The sequence below is a fragment of the Heliobacterium chlorum genome, assembly GCF_014502795.1.
Taxonomy (GTDB): domain Bacteria; phylum Bacillota; class Desulfitobacteriia; order Heliobacteriales; family Heliobacteriaceae; genus Heliobacterium; species Heliobacterium chlorum.
Genome location: NZ_JACVHF010000001.1, coordinates 60,845 through 75,456, shown reverse-complemented (window position 1 = coordinate 75,456; position 14,612 = coordinate 60,845). Strand labels below are relative to the sequence as shown.

Here is a 14,612-nt window from a genome sequence, read left to right as displayed (position 1 = left end):
CATGAATGGACGTCCGGCGGGAGGAGGAACTTCGTTTTGCCCCATACACCCTTGTTCTCCATGATGCGGTTGCTGCCCATCGTCGTTTTTCTCGCCGTCAATTATCTTTCTTATATGGCTTTGGTACGTTGGCTGCCCTTTTTTCGCCCCGGTCGGCGCCGTACTCTTTTCTGGATAGTCGCTTTCTCTTCGCTCTTTCCGCCCCTTTACAGCGTAGCTACCGGTTTTCAGACACAAGAGGCCTGGCTCCGTTGGCTGTACTATCCAGCATTTGCTTGGATTATGGCACAAATCATCTTTCTGCTTGCCGTTCCCTTGGTCTTTTTGCTCAGTCGAATCCAACGCAGCCTGGAACAGGAAGAGCTACAAAAGAAAGCTTCTCCCGCCCAAGAAGCTTCTTTTGATCATCCCCTCTCTACCAAAGGTGAGCGAGAACCTTCTCCGCTGCCTTCTGCTTCACAAGTGCATAAACCGGAAAAAGTCACTCGCCGTGAATTGCTGCAAGCGACCATTACCGCCGTTCCTTTCATTGCCTTAACGACATCCCTGGACGGTGTCTTCCTCGGTGATCGGCGGATCGTGACCCGCCTGTATCCCGTGACTATTCCGGGACTATCGAAAAATTTGGAAGGACTTCGCATCACTCAAGTCTCTGACATCCATTTAGGTACCTTTTTCCCCTTAGACCGATTGGACGACGCCCTAGACATGATCCAAAAGCAGCAGCCCGATATCCTCACGATAACTGGTGACTTTGTTGATAATTTGGAACTGCTAGGACCCGCTATTGAAAAAACGGAACGCTTATCTACCTCCCTGGGCAGCTTCTACTGTCTCGGCAATCATGAACATTTCCGGGATCTCGATCAGGTCATTGCGGCCTTTCAGAAGAGTACCATTCGCCATCTCTATAACCAATCGGCAGCGATCAACAACGGGGATTTGTACCTTCTCGGTGTCGATTATCCCTTCGCTAAAGCGGGTGAATCCCGCTCGGCCACTCGGGAGCGCCTCTTAAGCCAAGCTTTGGCTCAGGCTTCGCAAGATGTACCAAAAATATTGCTTTCACACCACCCGGACGGATTTAACGAAGCCAAAAAGGCGGGTGTGGCGCTGACTTTATCGGGCCATACTCACGGCGGACAGGTGGGAATCGGTGACCGTTCTCTCTTTCCCTGGGCGATGGAGTACATGCGCGGTTGGTACGGTGACGACGAGCATAAACTTTTCGTCAACAGCGGCTTAGGCCATTGGATGCCCTTTCGGCTTGGTTGTCCTTCAGAAATTGTTACCTTTGTGCTGCGAAGCGCTTGATCGTTTGCGATGATGGTTTCCGATCTTCCCAATATACACCGCTTGTCTTTTTTCTCTCAATCACCTATACTTATTGAGCGCTGATTTGTCAGCGGCTACAATAGAACAGAAAAAGAGTATGGTGGATAGTCGCGGTCTCTGCGCAGCAGGGGTCGAGGAAATTCGAGACACGCCCAGGGCCGCTTTAGCGGCACTGGAGTACGGTGCCTGGTGCAAGCCAGGGCAGGGCGACCTGACGACGGCAAACGTGTCTTCCCCGGAAGATGCCAGTAGCCCTAAAGTGCCACAGAAACAATGTTCTCCGGCGACGGAGAAGTGCAAGGGTAAACTCCACTAGCGTGCAACCCAAATAGGCGGCCTTGAGCCGCGGGTAGGGGCACTCGCTCCGGCGAGAAGGAAGCCAGGCCGTACGGCGCAACTCCCTTAGACAAATGACTATCCATCGGCGACAGCCGGGGACAGAATCTCGATTACAGCCATACTCTTTTTTGTATAAAAGACCAGAGGTGTTTACCTCCGGTCTTTTATTATTTTTCCAGCCATAGCCGAGAAGGATAGCCCGCAAACTACATAGAGAAACGTTTAGACGCTTAGGAGGTCATCATGGCGCGTATTCTTTCCGTGGGTACCGCCGTTCCCCAGTACGTCTTTCGGCAGGATGAGGTCCGTCAGGTTGTTCGCAAGCGATTTGCATCGGCCTTTCGTGATATCGATCGACTCCTGCCGGTTTTCGAACATGCCAGCATCGATACTCGATATTTCTGTGTTCCCATGGATTGGTATGGAGCTGACCACAGCTTCGCTGAGAAAAACCGTCTCTATGTGGAGAACGCTATCTCTCTTTCCGTAGAAGCCATCAAGAAGTGCCTGCAAAAAGCGAAGGTCGTGCCTCAGGACATCGACTGTATTCTCTTTGTGTCGACAACGGGCCTTTCCACTCCCTCTATTGATGCCCACATCGCGAATATATTGGAAATGAAGCCGTCCATTCGCCGCCTTCCTTTATGGGGTTTAGGCTGCGCCGGTGGCACCGCCGGTTTGGCCAGAGGAGCCGAACTCGCCCGCGCCTATCCAGGCAGTCTTGTCTTGGTCGTTTCGGTAGAATTATGCGGTCTCACCTTTTTAGGGGGCGACTTATCGAAAAGCAACCTCATCGCCACATCCCTCTTTGGCGATGGCGCAGCAGCCCTTTTGCTTACTACCGAACCAAATGATCCATTGAGTCCTCCTCAGGGAACGAGTAATGGCTTACCCCGCCTGATCGCTTCGCAAAGCACCCTATGGCCGGACACAGTTGATATCATGGGCTGGGAACTGACCGATGCTGGGCTGAAAGTTATCTTTTCTCGAGATATCCCCTCTTTTGTTCAGAAATGGATCCCCGATGCCGTCGATAGCTTTTTAGCCGCTCAACAACTGACGCGAAATGACATCACGCGCATCATCCCTCATCCCGGCGGGATGAAAGTCATCCAGGCTTATGAAGAATCCTTACGTATTAAAAGCGAACTGACCTATCATGCCCGGGAGGTTCTTCGCAACTACGGCAATATGTCATCGGCAACCGTTCTTTTTGTGTTAGAGAAAACAATTGCCGACAAAGTTGGCGAAGGGGAGTATGGTTTGATGACAGCCTTAGGCCCCGGTTTTTCCTCTGAATTAGTTCTACTGCAGTGGTGATAGTTTCTATATGTAAGTATTATCGTTCATAGATAAGCCACGGGAAGAACTGTCACCGAAGCATTCTAAGAGATTGCTTTCGACCTGTGCAGGATTTAAGCTATCCCCAGAGGAGGCGGCGCCATGTTGCTATGGTTTGCCGGTACCCTTTTAGTACAGCGATGGGTAGAACTGATCATTGCCCAAAAAAACGCCGCCTGGATGTTCCAACAAGGCGGTTATGAACGAGGCCGGGAGCATTACAAGTATATCGTCTTCCTTCACGGATTCTTTTTTATCAGCTTGATCGCGGAAGGGTCCCGAAGTACCCCGCCGAGCTGGTGGTTTTTCCCGGCCGCTGCTTTTATGTTGGCACAGATCCTGCGGTACTGGTCTATTTCCAGCTTGGGCCGCTTTTGGAATACCCGTATCATCATCCTTCCTAATGCTCCTGTGGTGACCCGAGGGCCCTATCGTTTTCTGAGGCACCCCAACTACCTGGTAGTCATCACCGAGTTGCTTGCCATTCCCTTAATCTTCGGTGCTTATGGAACTGCAGTGACCGTCTCTCTCGTCAACCTCTTATTGTTGCGGATACGGATACAAACGGAAGAAAAATCCTTAACCGATGGGACCGACTATGCTATCGCCATGAATGATGTGCCCCGGCTTATTCCCGCCGGGGAAGGCGATTAGGTCTTTCCCTTTTTTTCGTCGCGGTTGTAATGTGATGCTTCTGTAAGCGAGCAACCAAGGACGATCGGGTTAAGCCAAGAAAGCGGGCTGCTTCATTCTGGTCACCTTCAACAGCTTCCATTACCTCTTCGAGGACGCTTTTTTCTAAGCTATCCAGATAGACTTGACCTCGAATCGTTATGGTAAAACCTTCGCCATTGATCGTAAACACTTCGGGGCGGATGCTCCCGTCTTTGACAGATCTTTTCTCCCCGAGCGAGACAGGGGTCTCCGCTCTATCTAAGAATCCCCTCGGCGAACTTTGTGCCTGTCCTTCTCCTTTTTCTTGATTTGTCCTTACACTGCGTTCTGGCCTTCGAACCCGACTAGTACCGTTGAATGTTTTCTCCGTCTCCTCCATTCTCATTTGTTTTTTTGTATCTGCTCTCCTCCGGTTCTCCACGGGGAGCCTCAGCGGTCGCTCTTCCACCTTGTCGGGCTTCTGTTTTTCTTGAAGGATGATCTCTGACGGTAGGGCAAGTTCTTTTACAGATATCCAATCGCACTGGCACAAAATGACTGCCCGTTCGATAAGATTGGCCAGCTCTCGTACGTTGCCCGGCCAGAGATGGGCCTCGAGGCAAGCGAGTGCATCGGCGGTGAATCCTTGAAACCGTCCGCGAGGATCGTAACGTGACAAAAAGTGACGAGCCAATGGCAGGATATCTTCTTTTCTCTGACGTAGAGGGGGAAGATTGATAGGGATGACTTTAAGTCGGTAATAGAGATCTTCCCGAAACCCTCCAGCCTGAACCGCTTGCCAAAGATCTTGGCTGGTCGAAACGATGACACGCACGTCAACGGCAACCGGTTTCGTTCCGCCTACTCGTAAAAAAGCTCCCTCATCAAGCACTTGCAATAAGCGCCTTTGTAGTTGTAGTGATAAATGGGTCACATCCTGAAAACAGATCGTCCCTTCATGAGCCAGCTCAAGACGGCCCACTCTCGCTCCCTCTTCTTCGGAGCCTTTTTCCCAGCCAAACAACTCCGTTTCTATCATCGTTTCAGGAATTGAAGCACAGGGAAAAAGCAGAAAAGGACTTTCACGACGACGGCTAAAATGGTGCAGTGCCCGAGCAACAACCTCCTTACCGACCCCCGATTCCCCTTGCACGAGAACAGTCGCCTTAGAGTCAGCCACTTGAGCGACGATCTCCCGTACAGAGCGCATAGCTGGACTTGAGCCGATGAGATGGAAATCTCCCTGCCGAAGAGCCGTCTCTAGCCGAAGGAATTCGACTTCCCGGTTGACTCTCTCATATTCTAACGCTTTTTCCACAGCGATGCGCAGTTCGTCCAAATCAAAAGGTTTTTGTAGGTAATCGACAGCGCCCATACGCAGGGCCGCCAATGCTGTCTGGGGAGAACTGTCTCCCGTCAACACGAGGAGCGGCAGATGCGGTTTCATTTGTTGCAGATTTCGGATCAAAGGCAACCCTTCCGCTCCAGGTCCGTCGACATCGACGACGGCCAAGGCGACTTCATGTTGAGTCAACTGTCTCTCCGCTTCCTCTTCCCCCTCCGCTGGGAGAACGGAATAACCGAGGCGGCTCAATCCACGCGACAGCACCCAACGCATATGATCTTCCGGCGTGATCACCATCAAGTTGCCCTTCATGAGTCTCCCACTCCTCCATAGGCGTCTCCGTTCTTTCACCAGCATCTGTAAATGGCAATGCGGGAGTCCCCCGACCACGCCAGGACGTCTCCCGCAATAATTGTTGCTGCTGATCGATTTGTTCCCGTATCATCCGGGTGTACAGGGCCATATCGGATCGAAACCCAAATTCTTCGTCCATCATCTGGGTGATACAGCGAATCACCGTCATCCGATGGAGCAATGTTCGATGCAAGTCGTCCATGGGAGCATGGAAATCATCATCGGCTTCTATAGAAGGAATACTTTCCTTAGCAGAATCGGCCTCAATATCTTGAACTTCCAGGTAAACTTCTTCGGGTATGAATGGAGTGTCCTCTGTGGATGCTCCTATTTTTTGTTTCCATCTGTGAAAGGCCACCCTTACTATCTCAACAGCGCTGCCTGTAAAGGTGAATAAAGCGATAGCACTGATAAACCATGGGTTCCATCCTGTGTCTACCGGCGCTGAAAAAGACACTCTCAAAAGGTTGAATACCTTATGGATAACGAATAGAGAGGACTCCTCTAACGACTGTTTATATATAAATACGGGTGCCCATAGCATAATCAGAACAGTGGCGGAGAGGATAAGGCTCACAAAAAGTACGAAAACAGGCACTGGCCACCTCAGGTGACGGTGGGGTCAGTTTGATTGTTATTGCACTGTTCGTCAATGATCTGGGCCATGTGCTGGGCTAAGATCTCCAATTGGCTTTCTAAGGTGCCTACACGAGTCTCCAATTCTACCACTCGTCGTTGTAAGAAGCTCACTTCTTCTTGCATTTCCCTGTCGACTAAAATTGATTCCATCACAAACCCGCTCATGACCATCGCCCCCTTAGCTGAGCCTTCCGCCTACTTTTCCCGCCTAGTGGAATATATGCGACCCACTTCCTGATATTACATGATTACTTTCTATTGACGGGGGATAAATATATCGGTTATACTAACCTTTGTCTTCGGGGCGTAGCTCAGTTTGGTAGAGCGCTACCTTGGGGTGGTAGAGGCCGCACGTTCAAGTCGTGTCGCTCCGACCATGGAGGGGTTCCCGAGCGGCCAAAGGGAGCAGACTGTAAATCTGCCGTCTGACGACTTCGTAGGTTCGAATCCTACCCCCTCCACCATTTTGTAAATGTGAAGCCCGTACCGTGTAGACGGCACGGGCTTTGTCTTTATAGGGACTTTTTAAACATGATAAAGACCGGAGCAGATGTCCTGCTTCCGGTCCCGACCTTTCCACCTATAGGATGTTCACGCTGGCTGCCGACCGCGTGGATTCAGTTGTCCGATACCGGCATTTCCCCTTCGGGCGTGTTCCTTCTCCTGGAACGTGACTTGCCGGGTTTGGTTGACGATCATGGGGGTAGGAAATAGGTCACCCCAAAAGAAATAGCCTTATTTCACCTCTTCCATGCCAGCCTATTTTCCCAGAACCGTACTTTTCTCCCCAAGTTACCTATTTGCCCTCCATGGCCTACGGATTCTCATTCCCGTCAACTCCCTTCCCACCGCCAGGCGGGATTCCGTTCCGGAGTGGACCGAAATGGGCACTGGGAGACGAATATCTGGAAACCGACCGGTTCTCTTTTCAGGAGCCAACTCTCCGGGGTGCTGCCTTTCACGCCGTGTTTCCAAGACAAGAGCACTCTTTTGCAGTGGAGACCCCCATGCCCGGGTTAAGGACGTACTCCTTAGCCAATGCCCTCTTCACTCGGAAAATACCCATGTGGCATCGTTCCGTCGTTACATTATGTCATTTCCAGGTTGCAACGGAACCGTGGATCAATTAGGGTACGGTCGCGGCGGGCAGTCACCAAGCTTACTCGCCCAACGGAACCGCCTCCCTTCTCTTTGGATCTACCATGGTATTCGACGCCTGGAATTAATTTCCTGCTTTTGGAAAATATTAATTTTGCCTGAAGAATCACTGCGCAAATAAAGATCGTCATGGTAAAATAAGTGTATAAACATTTTCTTAGGTTTGAGGTATAAGTCATGCATATATTTGCTCTTGTCGGACCGAGCGGCACCGGCAAAAGTCACCGGGCCATCTGGCTGGCAGATGAACTGCAATGCCAAGTTATTATCGATGACGGACTGATTATCGAGGCCAACCGAATCCTCGCCGGAACGACGGCGAAACGGTCGCCAACCCGACTGGGCGCCATCAAAACGGCTCTCTTTCAAGAGTCCGACCATAAAGCCGAAGCGCAAGAGGCTTTGCGCCTTCGCTCCCCAAAGGGCGTTTTGATCCTCGGCACCTCCGATAGTATGGTAGAGCGGATCGCCTCCCGTCTCGAATTGCCTCCGATCGAAAAAATCATTTACATTCATGAGATCGCTTCGAGCCAGGAAATTCGCAAAGCTCGCTTTAACCGCTCCCAGCATGGTCGTCATGTGGTCCCGGCACCCGCTCTAGAAGTCTCCAAGACCTGGAAGGATGCTCTGGTGAATCCGCTGAAAGTCTTTTTTCAGAAAAAGGGGACTGAACGTAAAACCTGGGCTGAGCAGTCTGTCGTCCGTCCCACCTTCACCTCCCTAGGTAACCTATCTATATCCGGACCTGCCCTCATCTCCGGTATTAATCATCAGGTTATGGCTGTTCAAGGAGTCGCCGGTGTGGGCACTGTCTCCGTTTCTTCCGGTGATGGAGGAGTCATCGTTCGCATCCCGCTCAATGGATACTACCGGCAGCCTTTACATCTTCTCGGTCAGAAAGTGCAGCGGTTGATTTATGACATCCTGGAAGATTCCATGGGGATCTCCGTGTTAGCTGTCGATGTTATCATCGAAAAAGTGATCATGGATACGGCAGCCCCCGTAAAAGAGAAGGAAGCCATGAACAAATGATCAAAAGATGCGACGAAACCCCTTAGGTTTTCGTCGTTCTTATTTTGCCCTTCTGTCGGACTATAGCGAGAGAATTTTGGAATATATTTAGACATAATGTCCTATTCTGATACTGTACGTTTTGAAGAGGATTTTGTCTCTTTACTTTGGCAACAGCTTTTGGCAGAAAAACAAGGCGTATGATCACCTATCAGCTAGATGGAGGCTATTCTCATGATTCAAGTTTTACTCGGTTTGCTTGCCGGGAGTCTTCTCATCGCGCTAACAGTCACCGTCCAAGCCAAATTTATCGAACCATCCCTTTGGCCTGCCCTAAGGTACAACTTAATGATCTTGCCGATTATTTATATAGCCAACACCCTTTTGAACGTATCCTTCACGAAAGGACAAGGAAGTTTCGGTTCCCTAGCCGTCGTCGTCGGTACACAAGTCGGTATCTACATGACCTGTTTGGTCATCTTCAGCGCTTTCCTGCTGCATCAGTACCCCAGCTGGAATACCTTATTCGGCGTCGCTCTGCTTGTGGCAGGTGCCATTGTACTAAACCGGTAAAGCTGGGAAAGTAACTATGAAACAACCAAGGGTTTGACGTTGCATCAATCTTTGTTCAGAGGTACAATAAGATTTGTTGTTCCCTTATTCTTTTAATTGTCTCTTCAATTTCATAAACTAGACATGGGAATTAGCAATATATTTCTACAAAGGAGATGCTCACAGATGAACAAAAAGATTATCTATTCTGCTTCCGTGCTTATTTTAGCCACCCTTTTGGCTGGATGCGGCGGTGCAGGTACTACGAATAAGACAAATGCAACCGCTGACAAAGCGCCTCAGACTGCGCAAGAGTCAAAAGACACTGCTCAAAATACGACTGTCGAAAAGAAAGTCACTCCGACGGAGACAGTGGTTACATTAGGAAAAAAGAGCAACATCACCTTAGAGAAATACAACAAGCTGGATAAAGGTATGACCTACGAAGAGGCGGTCAAAATCATGGGCAAACCGGGACAGGAAACTCGTGAGGAGAACTCCTCCGAAGTGAAATGCCTCTGGAAAAACTCAGACAATACTTCTGCCGAAGCCACTTTTAAGGACGGCAAACTGACGACGAAAAAACAAGAGGGTCTGAAATAATCTAGAAGCTCCGGTCTTCCCATGGGGGAACCGGAGCTTCTATTCATAACACACTATAATTGGAACTATCTTCTCCTCCACATACAAGTCAATAACAGCCTTTGACCGACTTTTGTACTTAAGCAAGTACTTTTTTAAATATACCGAACACTGATTGGAGGAAGTCCGAGTTGTCTATACCTTTTTTCGATTCTGTCCTTACAGCCCAATTTCTCCGGCGACCCAATCGTTTTATCGTAGAATGTCTCCTTAACGGAGAAGAGATCCGGGCTTACTTGCCCAATCCCGGACGACTATGGGAACTATTCTTTCCCGGCGTCCTCTTATATCTGACGGAAAATATCGAGGGTCAAAAAACGCCTTATACCATCGTCGGCGTTGAACGTGACGGTCAACCGATCATGCTGCACACCCATAAAACGAACGAAATGGTTCACCTGCTCCTGAGGGACCGACGCATTCCTGGCCTGGAAGATGCCCAGGTCGTACGTCCTGAAGTCAAAGCGGGAAAACATCGTTTTGACTTTCTTCTACAGAGGCAGGGACGGCCTTTTTACCTGGAGGTCAAGTCCTGTACCCTCTTTGAAGGGTCTTTGTCCATGTTTCCTGACGCTGTCACCGAGCGGGGCCGCCATCACATGGAAGAACTGGCCCGGCTGGCGGAAACGGAAGGGATTGACTGTGGTGTCCTCTTTGCCGTACAGTGGCCCCGAGCCCGCTGGTTTTTGCCGGACTACCATACCGATTACGCTTTCTCCCAAACCTTTCTCAGTGTCAAAGACCGGTTATGGATACAGGCTGTCTCTGTAAACTGGGAGCAAGGTTTACGCCTCGGCGACGAGACATGCCCCGTCAAGATCCCCTGGGATTTTCTCGCCAGAGAAATCCAGGACGGCGGCTGTTATCTTCTCATCTTAACCCTAACTGAAGAGCTATGTGTAACGGTAGGCAAGTTGGGAGAAATCACCTTGGACCCGGGGTATTACGTCTACGTGGGCAGCGCCCGCAAGAATTTGAGCCAGCGAGTGGAACGACATTTACGAAAACGAAAAAACTTTCATTGGCACATCGACTATCTTCGCGATAAAGCTGCCCAGTGTAAGGCTCTGGCCCTTCGAACTACGGAAGACTTAGAACATGAGTTGGCGAAAGCTCTTCGAGAAGTGGCCGCCGGTGAAGTCAATGGCTTTGGTTGTTCCGACTGCAGCTGTTCAAGCCACCTGTTTCGATTTGAAACATCACCAGTCCACGACCGGACTTTTATGGGAGTAGTGCAGAAGTTTCGTATGGGCCGGGTAGAGGAACGTTTACAAGAACTCAAATAAATGTTGGCTTATCCCCAAAAACAAAAAAAGAGCACAGTCAAAGCGTGCTCTTTTCGTCCATTACTTAACTTATACGATTTCTGCGATCTTCTCAATATGTTCCGCAGAAGCAGCCAGTTGTTGCATCGATGCCGAAATCTCTTGAGTGGCAGCCGCCTGCCGTTCTCCTAACTGGGATGTATCTCCAAGGGTCCGGACAATACCGGTGACTTCTCCTTGAATCGTTTTTAAGATGGCGCTGATATCCTTGACCGATTTGGAACTATTGTCTGCCATCTTACGAATTTCTTCGGCTACAACGGCAAAACCGCGTCCCTGCTCCCCGGCCCGTGCAGCCTCAATGGCTGCGTTGAGTCCGAGCAAGTTTGAATTTGCGGCCACTTCGCTGACAAAGTTGAGGATAGCGTCGGTCTTTCCAACCTCTTTTATAACGCTTTCACCGGACTTGCGCAGATTTTCCAAGTTTGTGGCCAGCATGCTGGCGGCGGAAGCCACTTCCTGCGTGGTCGCCGTGATCTGCTCCGACGTAGCGGCGATATTTTGGGCAGCCGCTTGAAGCGTTTCTTGCGCAACCAAGCTGGTGGCCGTTGCAATGACCCCGATGATTCGGTTTTCATCTACGATAGGAACGCTGATCGCCTTCACTGTCATACCGTAAACTTCTTTTGGGATAGTCTTTTGGATTTCTCGCCCTGTTTGCAGGCACTCTATAACAGATCCTTTCGAAGAAGCTATCGCCCCCTCGTAAATGTCCATAGAGAATGACCGTGCCTGAACAAAGCGGACAATTCGCCCCTCGCTGTCGGCAACCATCACACAACAGTCCAAGGGAGTTAATTTCTGAAATAACTCGGCATGCATAATCAGGCTGTCTAAATGCGACATAAAAACTCCTTCTTTCATTTTTCAGTTCATAAGTCAGCTTTATGATACATAATTAGTCAAAATTGTGTATAATCCTTCTTCCTTCTGAATCCGTTGTCGAATAGAACGTTTCTTTTTGATATGCCTTTATGCGTAAAATCCGGAAGACCTGTTCCTTTTGGTCTTCCGGATTTTTTTATATCTAGTTCGAGTTGAGAAATAAAAGGCGGGCTGTCTGTTCATTGGTGGCGACCGGTACGTTATGTACATCGCAGACTCGTAACAAGGCTGTAATATCCGGTTCGTGAGGCTGAGCTGTCAGGGGATCCCGCAAAAAGATCACCATATCCACGTCCCCGGTAGCGATTTTTGCTCCGATCTGCTGGTCACCTCCCAATGGACCCGATAACATCGTTTCAACGTCAAGACCCATATGCTCCCGAATCAACCGACCTGTCGTAGAGGTCGCGATCAACTTGTATTGGGCTAAAACAGAAAGGTGGGCTTCGACAAAGGCAAGCATTTCTTGCTTTTTCTTGTCGTGGGCGATAAGCGCGACGGTTTTCATGAATATCACCTTCAAATTCAACATCTTTTGATTTTAACTTACTGTTCTTTCTTGTTTAGTTTAGCATATAGAGCCGGACTATCGATAGTAGGTGTTTCCCATCACACTACAAAGAAATTTTTCCCACACAAGGATTGCAGTTGTATTAATTGGATTCCGAAGTCACCGAATCCCGACTCATCGCTGAAATGGTAGATCGAAAAAGAGAAACTCCTTGCATAGGGGACTTCCTACCAAGGAGTTTCTCTTTTACTTATCAAACGGGTACATTTCGTTTAGACCCTTCTACTCCTTTAATCTAAGGACAGGTTGTTACAGTAACGATTCGGCCTACCTGCTGGGCGACTCGAGTTATGCCTGCTGGGGTACGCCCTTCATGGTCAGCCCCACCCGCTCCCGCTGACGGTCCACAGACAAGACGGCGACTGTGACAATATCACCGACAGCGACCACTTCCATGGGATGGCGAATGAACTTGTCGGCCAACTGGGAGATGTGCACGAGGCCGTCATGCTTGACGCCGATATCGACAAAGGCGCCAAAGTCGACGACGTTGCGTACCGTCCCCTGGAGGATCATCCCTTCTTTTAAGTTTTCAATAGACAAGATGTCCGAAGAAAAACGCGGTTTGGGCAGGTCTTCTCGAGGGTCGCGGCCCGGTTTCATCAGAGCCTCAATGATATCCTTCAACGTAGGTACTCCAAGCCCCGTTATTTGGGACATCGTTACCGCATCGACTTTGCTCAAGGCAGCCTTTAGCTCACTGTGGCGTGGCCCTTTGATGTCAGCTGGGACAAAGCCTAAGGCTTTCAGCAGTGTGGCTGCACCATCATAGGACTCAGGGTGAACCGGTGTGTTTTCCAAAGGATTGTCCCCGTCAGGGATACGGACGAAACCAGCGCACTGCTGGAAGGCTTGCGGCCCTAGGCGGCTGACTTTCTTCAATTCCGCTCGTTTGCGGAAAGGCCCCTTTTCCTCCCGGTAGGCGACGATGTTCTTGGCCACTTGAGGTGAGACGCCGGCCACATAGCGCAGGAGCGATGGTGAAGCTGTATTCAGGTCCACGCCAACTGTATTGACACAGGACTCAACGACTGCTCCCAAAGTTTCTTCCAGGCGCTTTTGGTTCATATCGTGTTGATACTGGCCGACGCCGAGCGCTTTCGGCTCGATCTTTACCAGTTCCGCCAGGGGATCTTGCAATCGACGGCCGATGGAGACGGCACTGCGCAAGGAGAGGTCAAACTGGGGAAACTCTTCACCCGCTAAGGGAGAGGCCGAGTATACCGATGCTCCGGCTTCGCTGACGATGATAAACTGGACCGGCAGCTCCATGTCCCGAATCGTCTCCGCTACCAGCGCTTCCGTCTCCCGGCTAGCCGTACCATTGCCGATGGCGATGAGTTCGATGCCGTATTTTTTCACCACGTCCCGGATGCTCCGCTTGGCATCGTCCCACTTTTTTTGCGGTTCATGGGGATAGATGACGCCGACTTCCGCTAGGCTGCCTGTCTCCGAGAGAGCAGCCCATTTGCACCCCGTTCGAAAGCCCGGGTCAAGGCTGAGAACCCGGCGACGACCAATGGGCGGCTGCATGAGCAGGTTCTTTAGGTTGGCCTGAAAGACCTTCATGGCCTGCTCTTCCGCTTTTTCCGTCATTTCGTTGCGCAATTCCCTCTCCATCGCTGGGGCTAAGAGGCGCTTATAGCTGTCCTGCAGCGTATCCTTGAGGAGATCCGAGAAGATCGATGGTCGGCTGAGGATCCGGTTTTCCAGAAAGCGGCTCACCGCCTCCCCTTCCACCTCGATTTTCACCTTCAAGACTTTTTCCCGCTCACCTCGGTTGATCGCCAGGACACGGTGCGGCGGAATTTTGGCGACGGGCTCCTGGTAATCGTAATACATATCATAGGCTGTTGATACAGAACTATCGACGGCTTTCGATTGCAGTACGCCTTTTCGGAAGGTGAATTCCCGGATCCAGCGCCGGATGTCGGCCTCTTCAGCTACCTCTTCGGCGATGATGTCCAAGGCACCTTGCAAGGCCGCCTTTGCGTCGGGCACTTCTTTTTCTGGGTTGACGTAAGGCGCGGCGACTTCTTCGGGTGTACCCTGGCGGATCTCCTGAGCGCGGATGATCCGAGCCAGCGGCTCGAGCCCCCGCTCCCTAGCTTGGCTGGCGCGAGTTTTACGCTTAGGCCGGTAGGGCAGATAGATATCTTCTACCTCAGCTAGCGTCTTCGCCTTATTCAGGGCAGAAGCTAATTCAGCAGACCACTTGCCTTGCTCTTCGATGGTTCGTTGTACTTCTTCCTTACGCTGGGTTAAGTTTCTTAAGTACGTAAGCCGGTCAGCCAGTTCACGAAGCTGGTTTTCATCCATTTCTCCGGTGGCTTCTTTGCGGTATCGGGCGATGAAGGGAATCGTATTTCCCTCATCGAGCAATTCAATCGCTTTGGCCGTGTTAGACTGCTTTAATCCCAGTTCCTTGGCAATAATCTCAGAAAACAAGGTACCTCTCCTT

Annotated in this window: 13 protein-coding genes, 2 tRNA genes and 1 other RNA gene; 10 read left to right on the top strand and 6 right to left on the bottom strand. The window is 50.5% G+C overall.

The window, feature by feature from the left end; genetic code table 11:
* Positions 1-36 precede the first annotated feature (36 nt).
* The 4 genes from H1S01_RS00345 to H1S01_RS00330 all read left to right on the top strand — a co-directional run bounded on the left by H1S01_RS00345 (position 37) and on the right by H1S01_RS00330 (position 3,669).
* Entirely contained in the window at positions 37-1,314 is a 1,278-nt protein-coding gene (locus H1S01_RS00345; protein ID WP_188038150.1) for a metallophosphoesterase, read from the top strand.
* A 117-nt stretch (positions 1,315-1,431) separates the two neighbouring features.
* Positions 1,432-1,792: RNase P RNA component class B (gene rnpB / locus H1S01_RS00340), an RNA gene on the top strand.
* Between the two features lie 125 nt (positions 1,793-1,917).
* Positions 1,918-2,994 (top strand): type III polyketide synthase, encoded by a 1,077-nt coding sequence (locus H1S01_RS00335; RefSeq protein WP_188038149.1) that lies wholly within the window; start codon positions 1,918-1,920, stop codon positions 2,992-2,994.
* Between the two features lie 123 nt (positions 2,995-3,117).
* The gene (locus H1S01_RS00330) at positions 3,118-3,669 is read left to right on the top strand and encodes an isoprenylcysteine carboxyl methyltransferase family protein (protein WP_188038148.1); all 552 of its coding nucleotides are present in this window, start codon (positions 3,118-3,120) and stop codon (positions 3,667-3,669) included.
* Here H1S01_RS00330 and H1S01_RS00325 read toward each other — a convergent pair.
* The 3 genes from H1S01_RS00325 to H1S01_RS00320 all read right to left on the bottom strand — a co-directional run bounded on the left by H1S01_RS00325 (position 3,644) and on the right by H1S01_RS00320 (position 6,172).
* Entirely contained in the window at positions 3,644-5,287 is a 1,644-nt protein-coding gene (locus H1S01_RS00325) for a sigma-54-dependent transcriptional regulator (RefSeq protein WP_243236888.1), read from the bottom strand. The genes H1S01_RS00330 and H1S01_RS00325 overlap by 26 nt on opposite strands.
* Positions 5,190-5,831 (bottom strand): hypothetical protein, encoded by a 642-nt coding sequence (locus H1S01_RS21300; protein ID WP_243236866.1) that lies wholly within the window; start codon positions 5,829-5,831, stop codon positions 5,190-5,192. The genes H1S01_RS00325 and H1S01_RS21300 overlap by 98 nt, the downstream gene beginning before the upstream one ends.
* A 143-nt stretch (positions 5,832-5,974) precedes the next feature.
* Complete coding sequence (locus H1S01_RS00320) at positions 5,975-6,172, bottom strand: hypothetical protein (RefSeq protein WP_188038146.1); 198 nt, start codon at positions 6,170-6,172, stop codon at positions 5,975-5,977.
* A gap of 135 nt (positions 6,173-6,307) precedes the next feature.
* Between H1S01_RS00320 and H1S01_RS00315 the strand changes: the two genes are divergently transcribed.
* The 6 genes from H1S01_RS00315 (at position 6,308) to sfsA (ending at position 10,656) form a co-directional block, all read left to right on the top strand.
* Positions 6,308-6,384: transfer RNA gene (locus tag H1S01_RS00315), tRNA-Pro, on the top strand.
* A 1-nt stretch (position 6,385) separates the two neighbouring features.
* Positions 6,386-6,471, top strand: a tRNA-Tyr gene (locus H1S01_RS00310).
* Between the two features lie 871 nt (positions 6,472-7,342).
* Entirely contained in the window at positions 7,343-8,197 is an 855-nt protein-coding gene (locus H1S01_RS00305; protein WP_188038145.1) for an ATP-binding protein, read from the top strand.
* 213 nt (positions 8,198-8,410) lie between these two features.
* A complete protein-coding gene (locus tag H1S01_RS00300; protein WP_188038144.1) occupies positions 8,411-8,749 on the top strand; it encodes a hypothetical protein in 339 nt (112 codons plus the stop codon).
* Positions 8,750-8,914: 165 nt separating this feature from the next.
* Positions 8,915-9,331: a DUF3862 domain-containing protein gene (locus tag H1S01_RS00295; RefSeq protein WP_188038143.1), complete on the top strand. Its 417-nt coding sequence runs from the start codon at positions 8,915-8,917 to the stop codon at positions 9,329-9,331.
* 170 nt (positions 9,332-9,501) lie between these two features.
* Positions 9,502-10,656, top strand: a complete 1,155-nt coding sequence (gene sfsA, locus H1S01_RS00290) for a DNA/RNA nuclease SfsA (protein ID WP_188038142.1) — start codon at positions 9,502-9,504, stop codon at positions 10,654-10,656.
* A gap of 69 nt (positions 10,657-10,725) precedes the next feature.
* On the opposite strand, the gene H1S01_RS00285 is transcribed toward sfsA, so the two are convergent.
* From H1S01_RS00285 to H1S01_RS00275, 3 genes are all read right to left on the bottom strand, one after another.
* On the bottom strand, positions 10,726-11,541 hold the full coding sequence (locus H1S01_RS00285; protein WP_188038141.1) for a methyl-accepting chemotaxis protein: 816 nt from the start codon (positions 11,539-11,541) through the stop codon (positions 10,726-10,728).
* Positions 11,542-11,722: 181 nt separating this feature from the next.
* Positions 11,723-12,088, bottom strand: a complete 366-nt coding sequence (locus H1S01_RS00280; protein ID WP_188038140.1) for a methylglyoxal synthase — start codon at positions 12,086-12,088, stop codon at positions 11,723-11,725.
* 351 nt (positions 12,089-12,439) lie between these two features.
* Complete coding sequence (locus tag H1S01_RS00275; RefSeq protein WP_188038139.1) at positions 12,440-14,599, bottom strand: Tex family protein; 2,160 nt, start codon at positions 14,597-14,599, stop codon at positions 12,440-12,442.
* Between the last annotated feature and the right edge of the window lie 13 nt (positions 14,600-14,612).

What these genes read in the sequence shown, in the direction of transcription:
- H1S01_RS00335 (WP_188038149.1), top strand. Translation starts at nt 1,918, where the DNA reads ATGGCGCGTATTCTTTCCGTGGGTACCGCCGTTCCCCAGTACGTCTTT.
- H1S01_RS00330 (WP_188038148.1), top strand. Translation starts at nt 3,118, where the DNA reads ATGTTGCTATGGTTTGCCGGTACCCTTTTAGTACAGCGATGGGTAGAA.
- H1S01_RS00325 (WP_243236888.1), bottom strand. Translation starts at nt 5,287, where the DNA reads ATGCGTTGGGTGCTGTCGCGTGGATTGAGCCGCCTCGGTTATTCCGTT.
- H1S01_RS00320 (WP_188038146.1), bottom strand. Translation starts at nt 6,172, where the DNA reads ATGAGCGGGTTTGTGATGGAATCAATTTTAGTCGACAGGGAAATGCAA.
- H1S01_RS00305 (WP_188038145.1), top strand. Translation starts at nt 7,343, where the DNA reads ATGCATATATTTGCTCTTGTCGGACCGAGCGGCACCGGCAAAAGTCAC.
- H1S01_RS00300 (WP_188038144.1), top strand. Translation starts at nt 8,411, where the DNA reads ATGATTCAAGTTTTACTCGGTTTGCTTGCCGGGAGTCTTCTCATCGCG.
- H1S01_RS00295 (WP_188038143.1), top strand. Translation starts at nt 8,915, where the DNA reads ATGAACAAAAAGATTATCTATTCTGCTTCCGTGCTTATTTTAGCCACC.
- H1S01_RS00285 (WP_188038141.1), bottom strand. Translation starts at nt 11,541, where the DNA reads ATGTCGCATTTAGACAGCCTGATTATGCATGCCGAGTTATTTCAGAAA.
- H1S01_RS00280 (WP_188038140.1), bottom strand. Translation starts at nt 12,088, where the DNA reads ATGAAAACCGTCGCGCTTATCGCCCACGACAAGAAAAAGCAAGAAATG.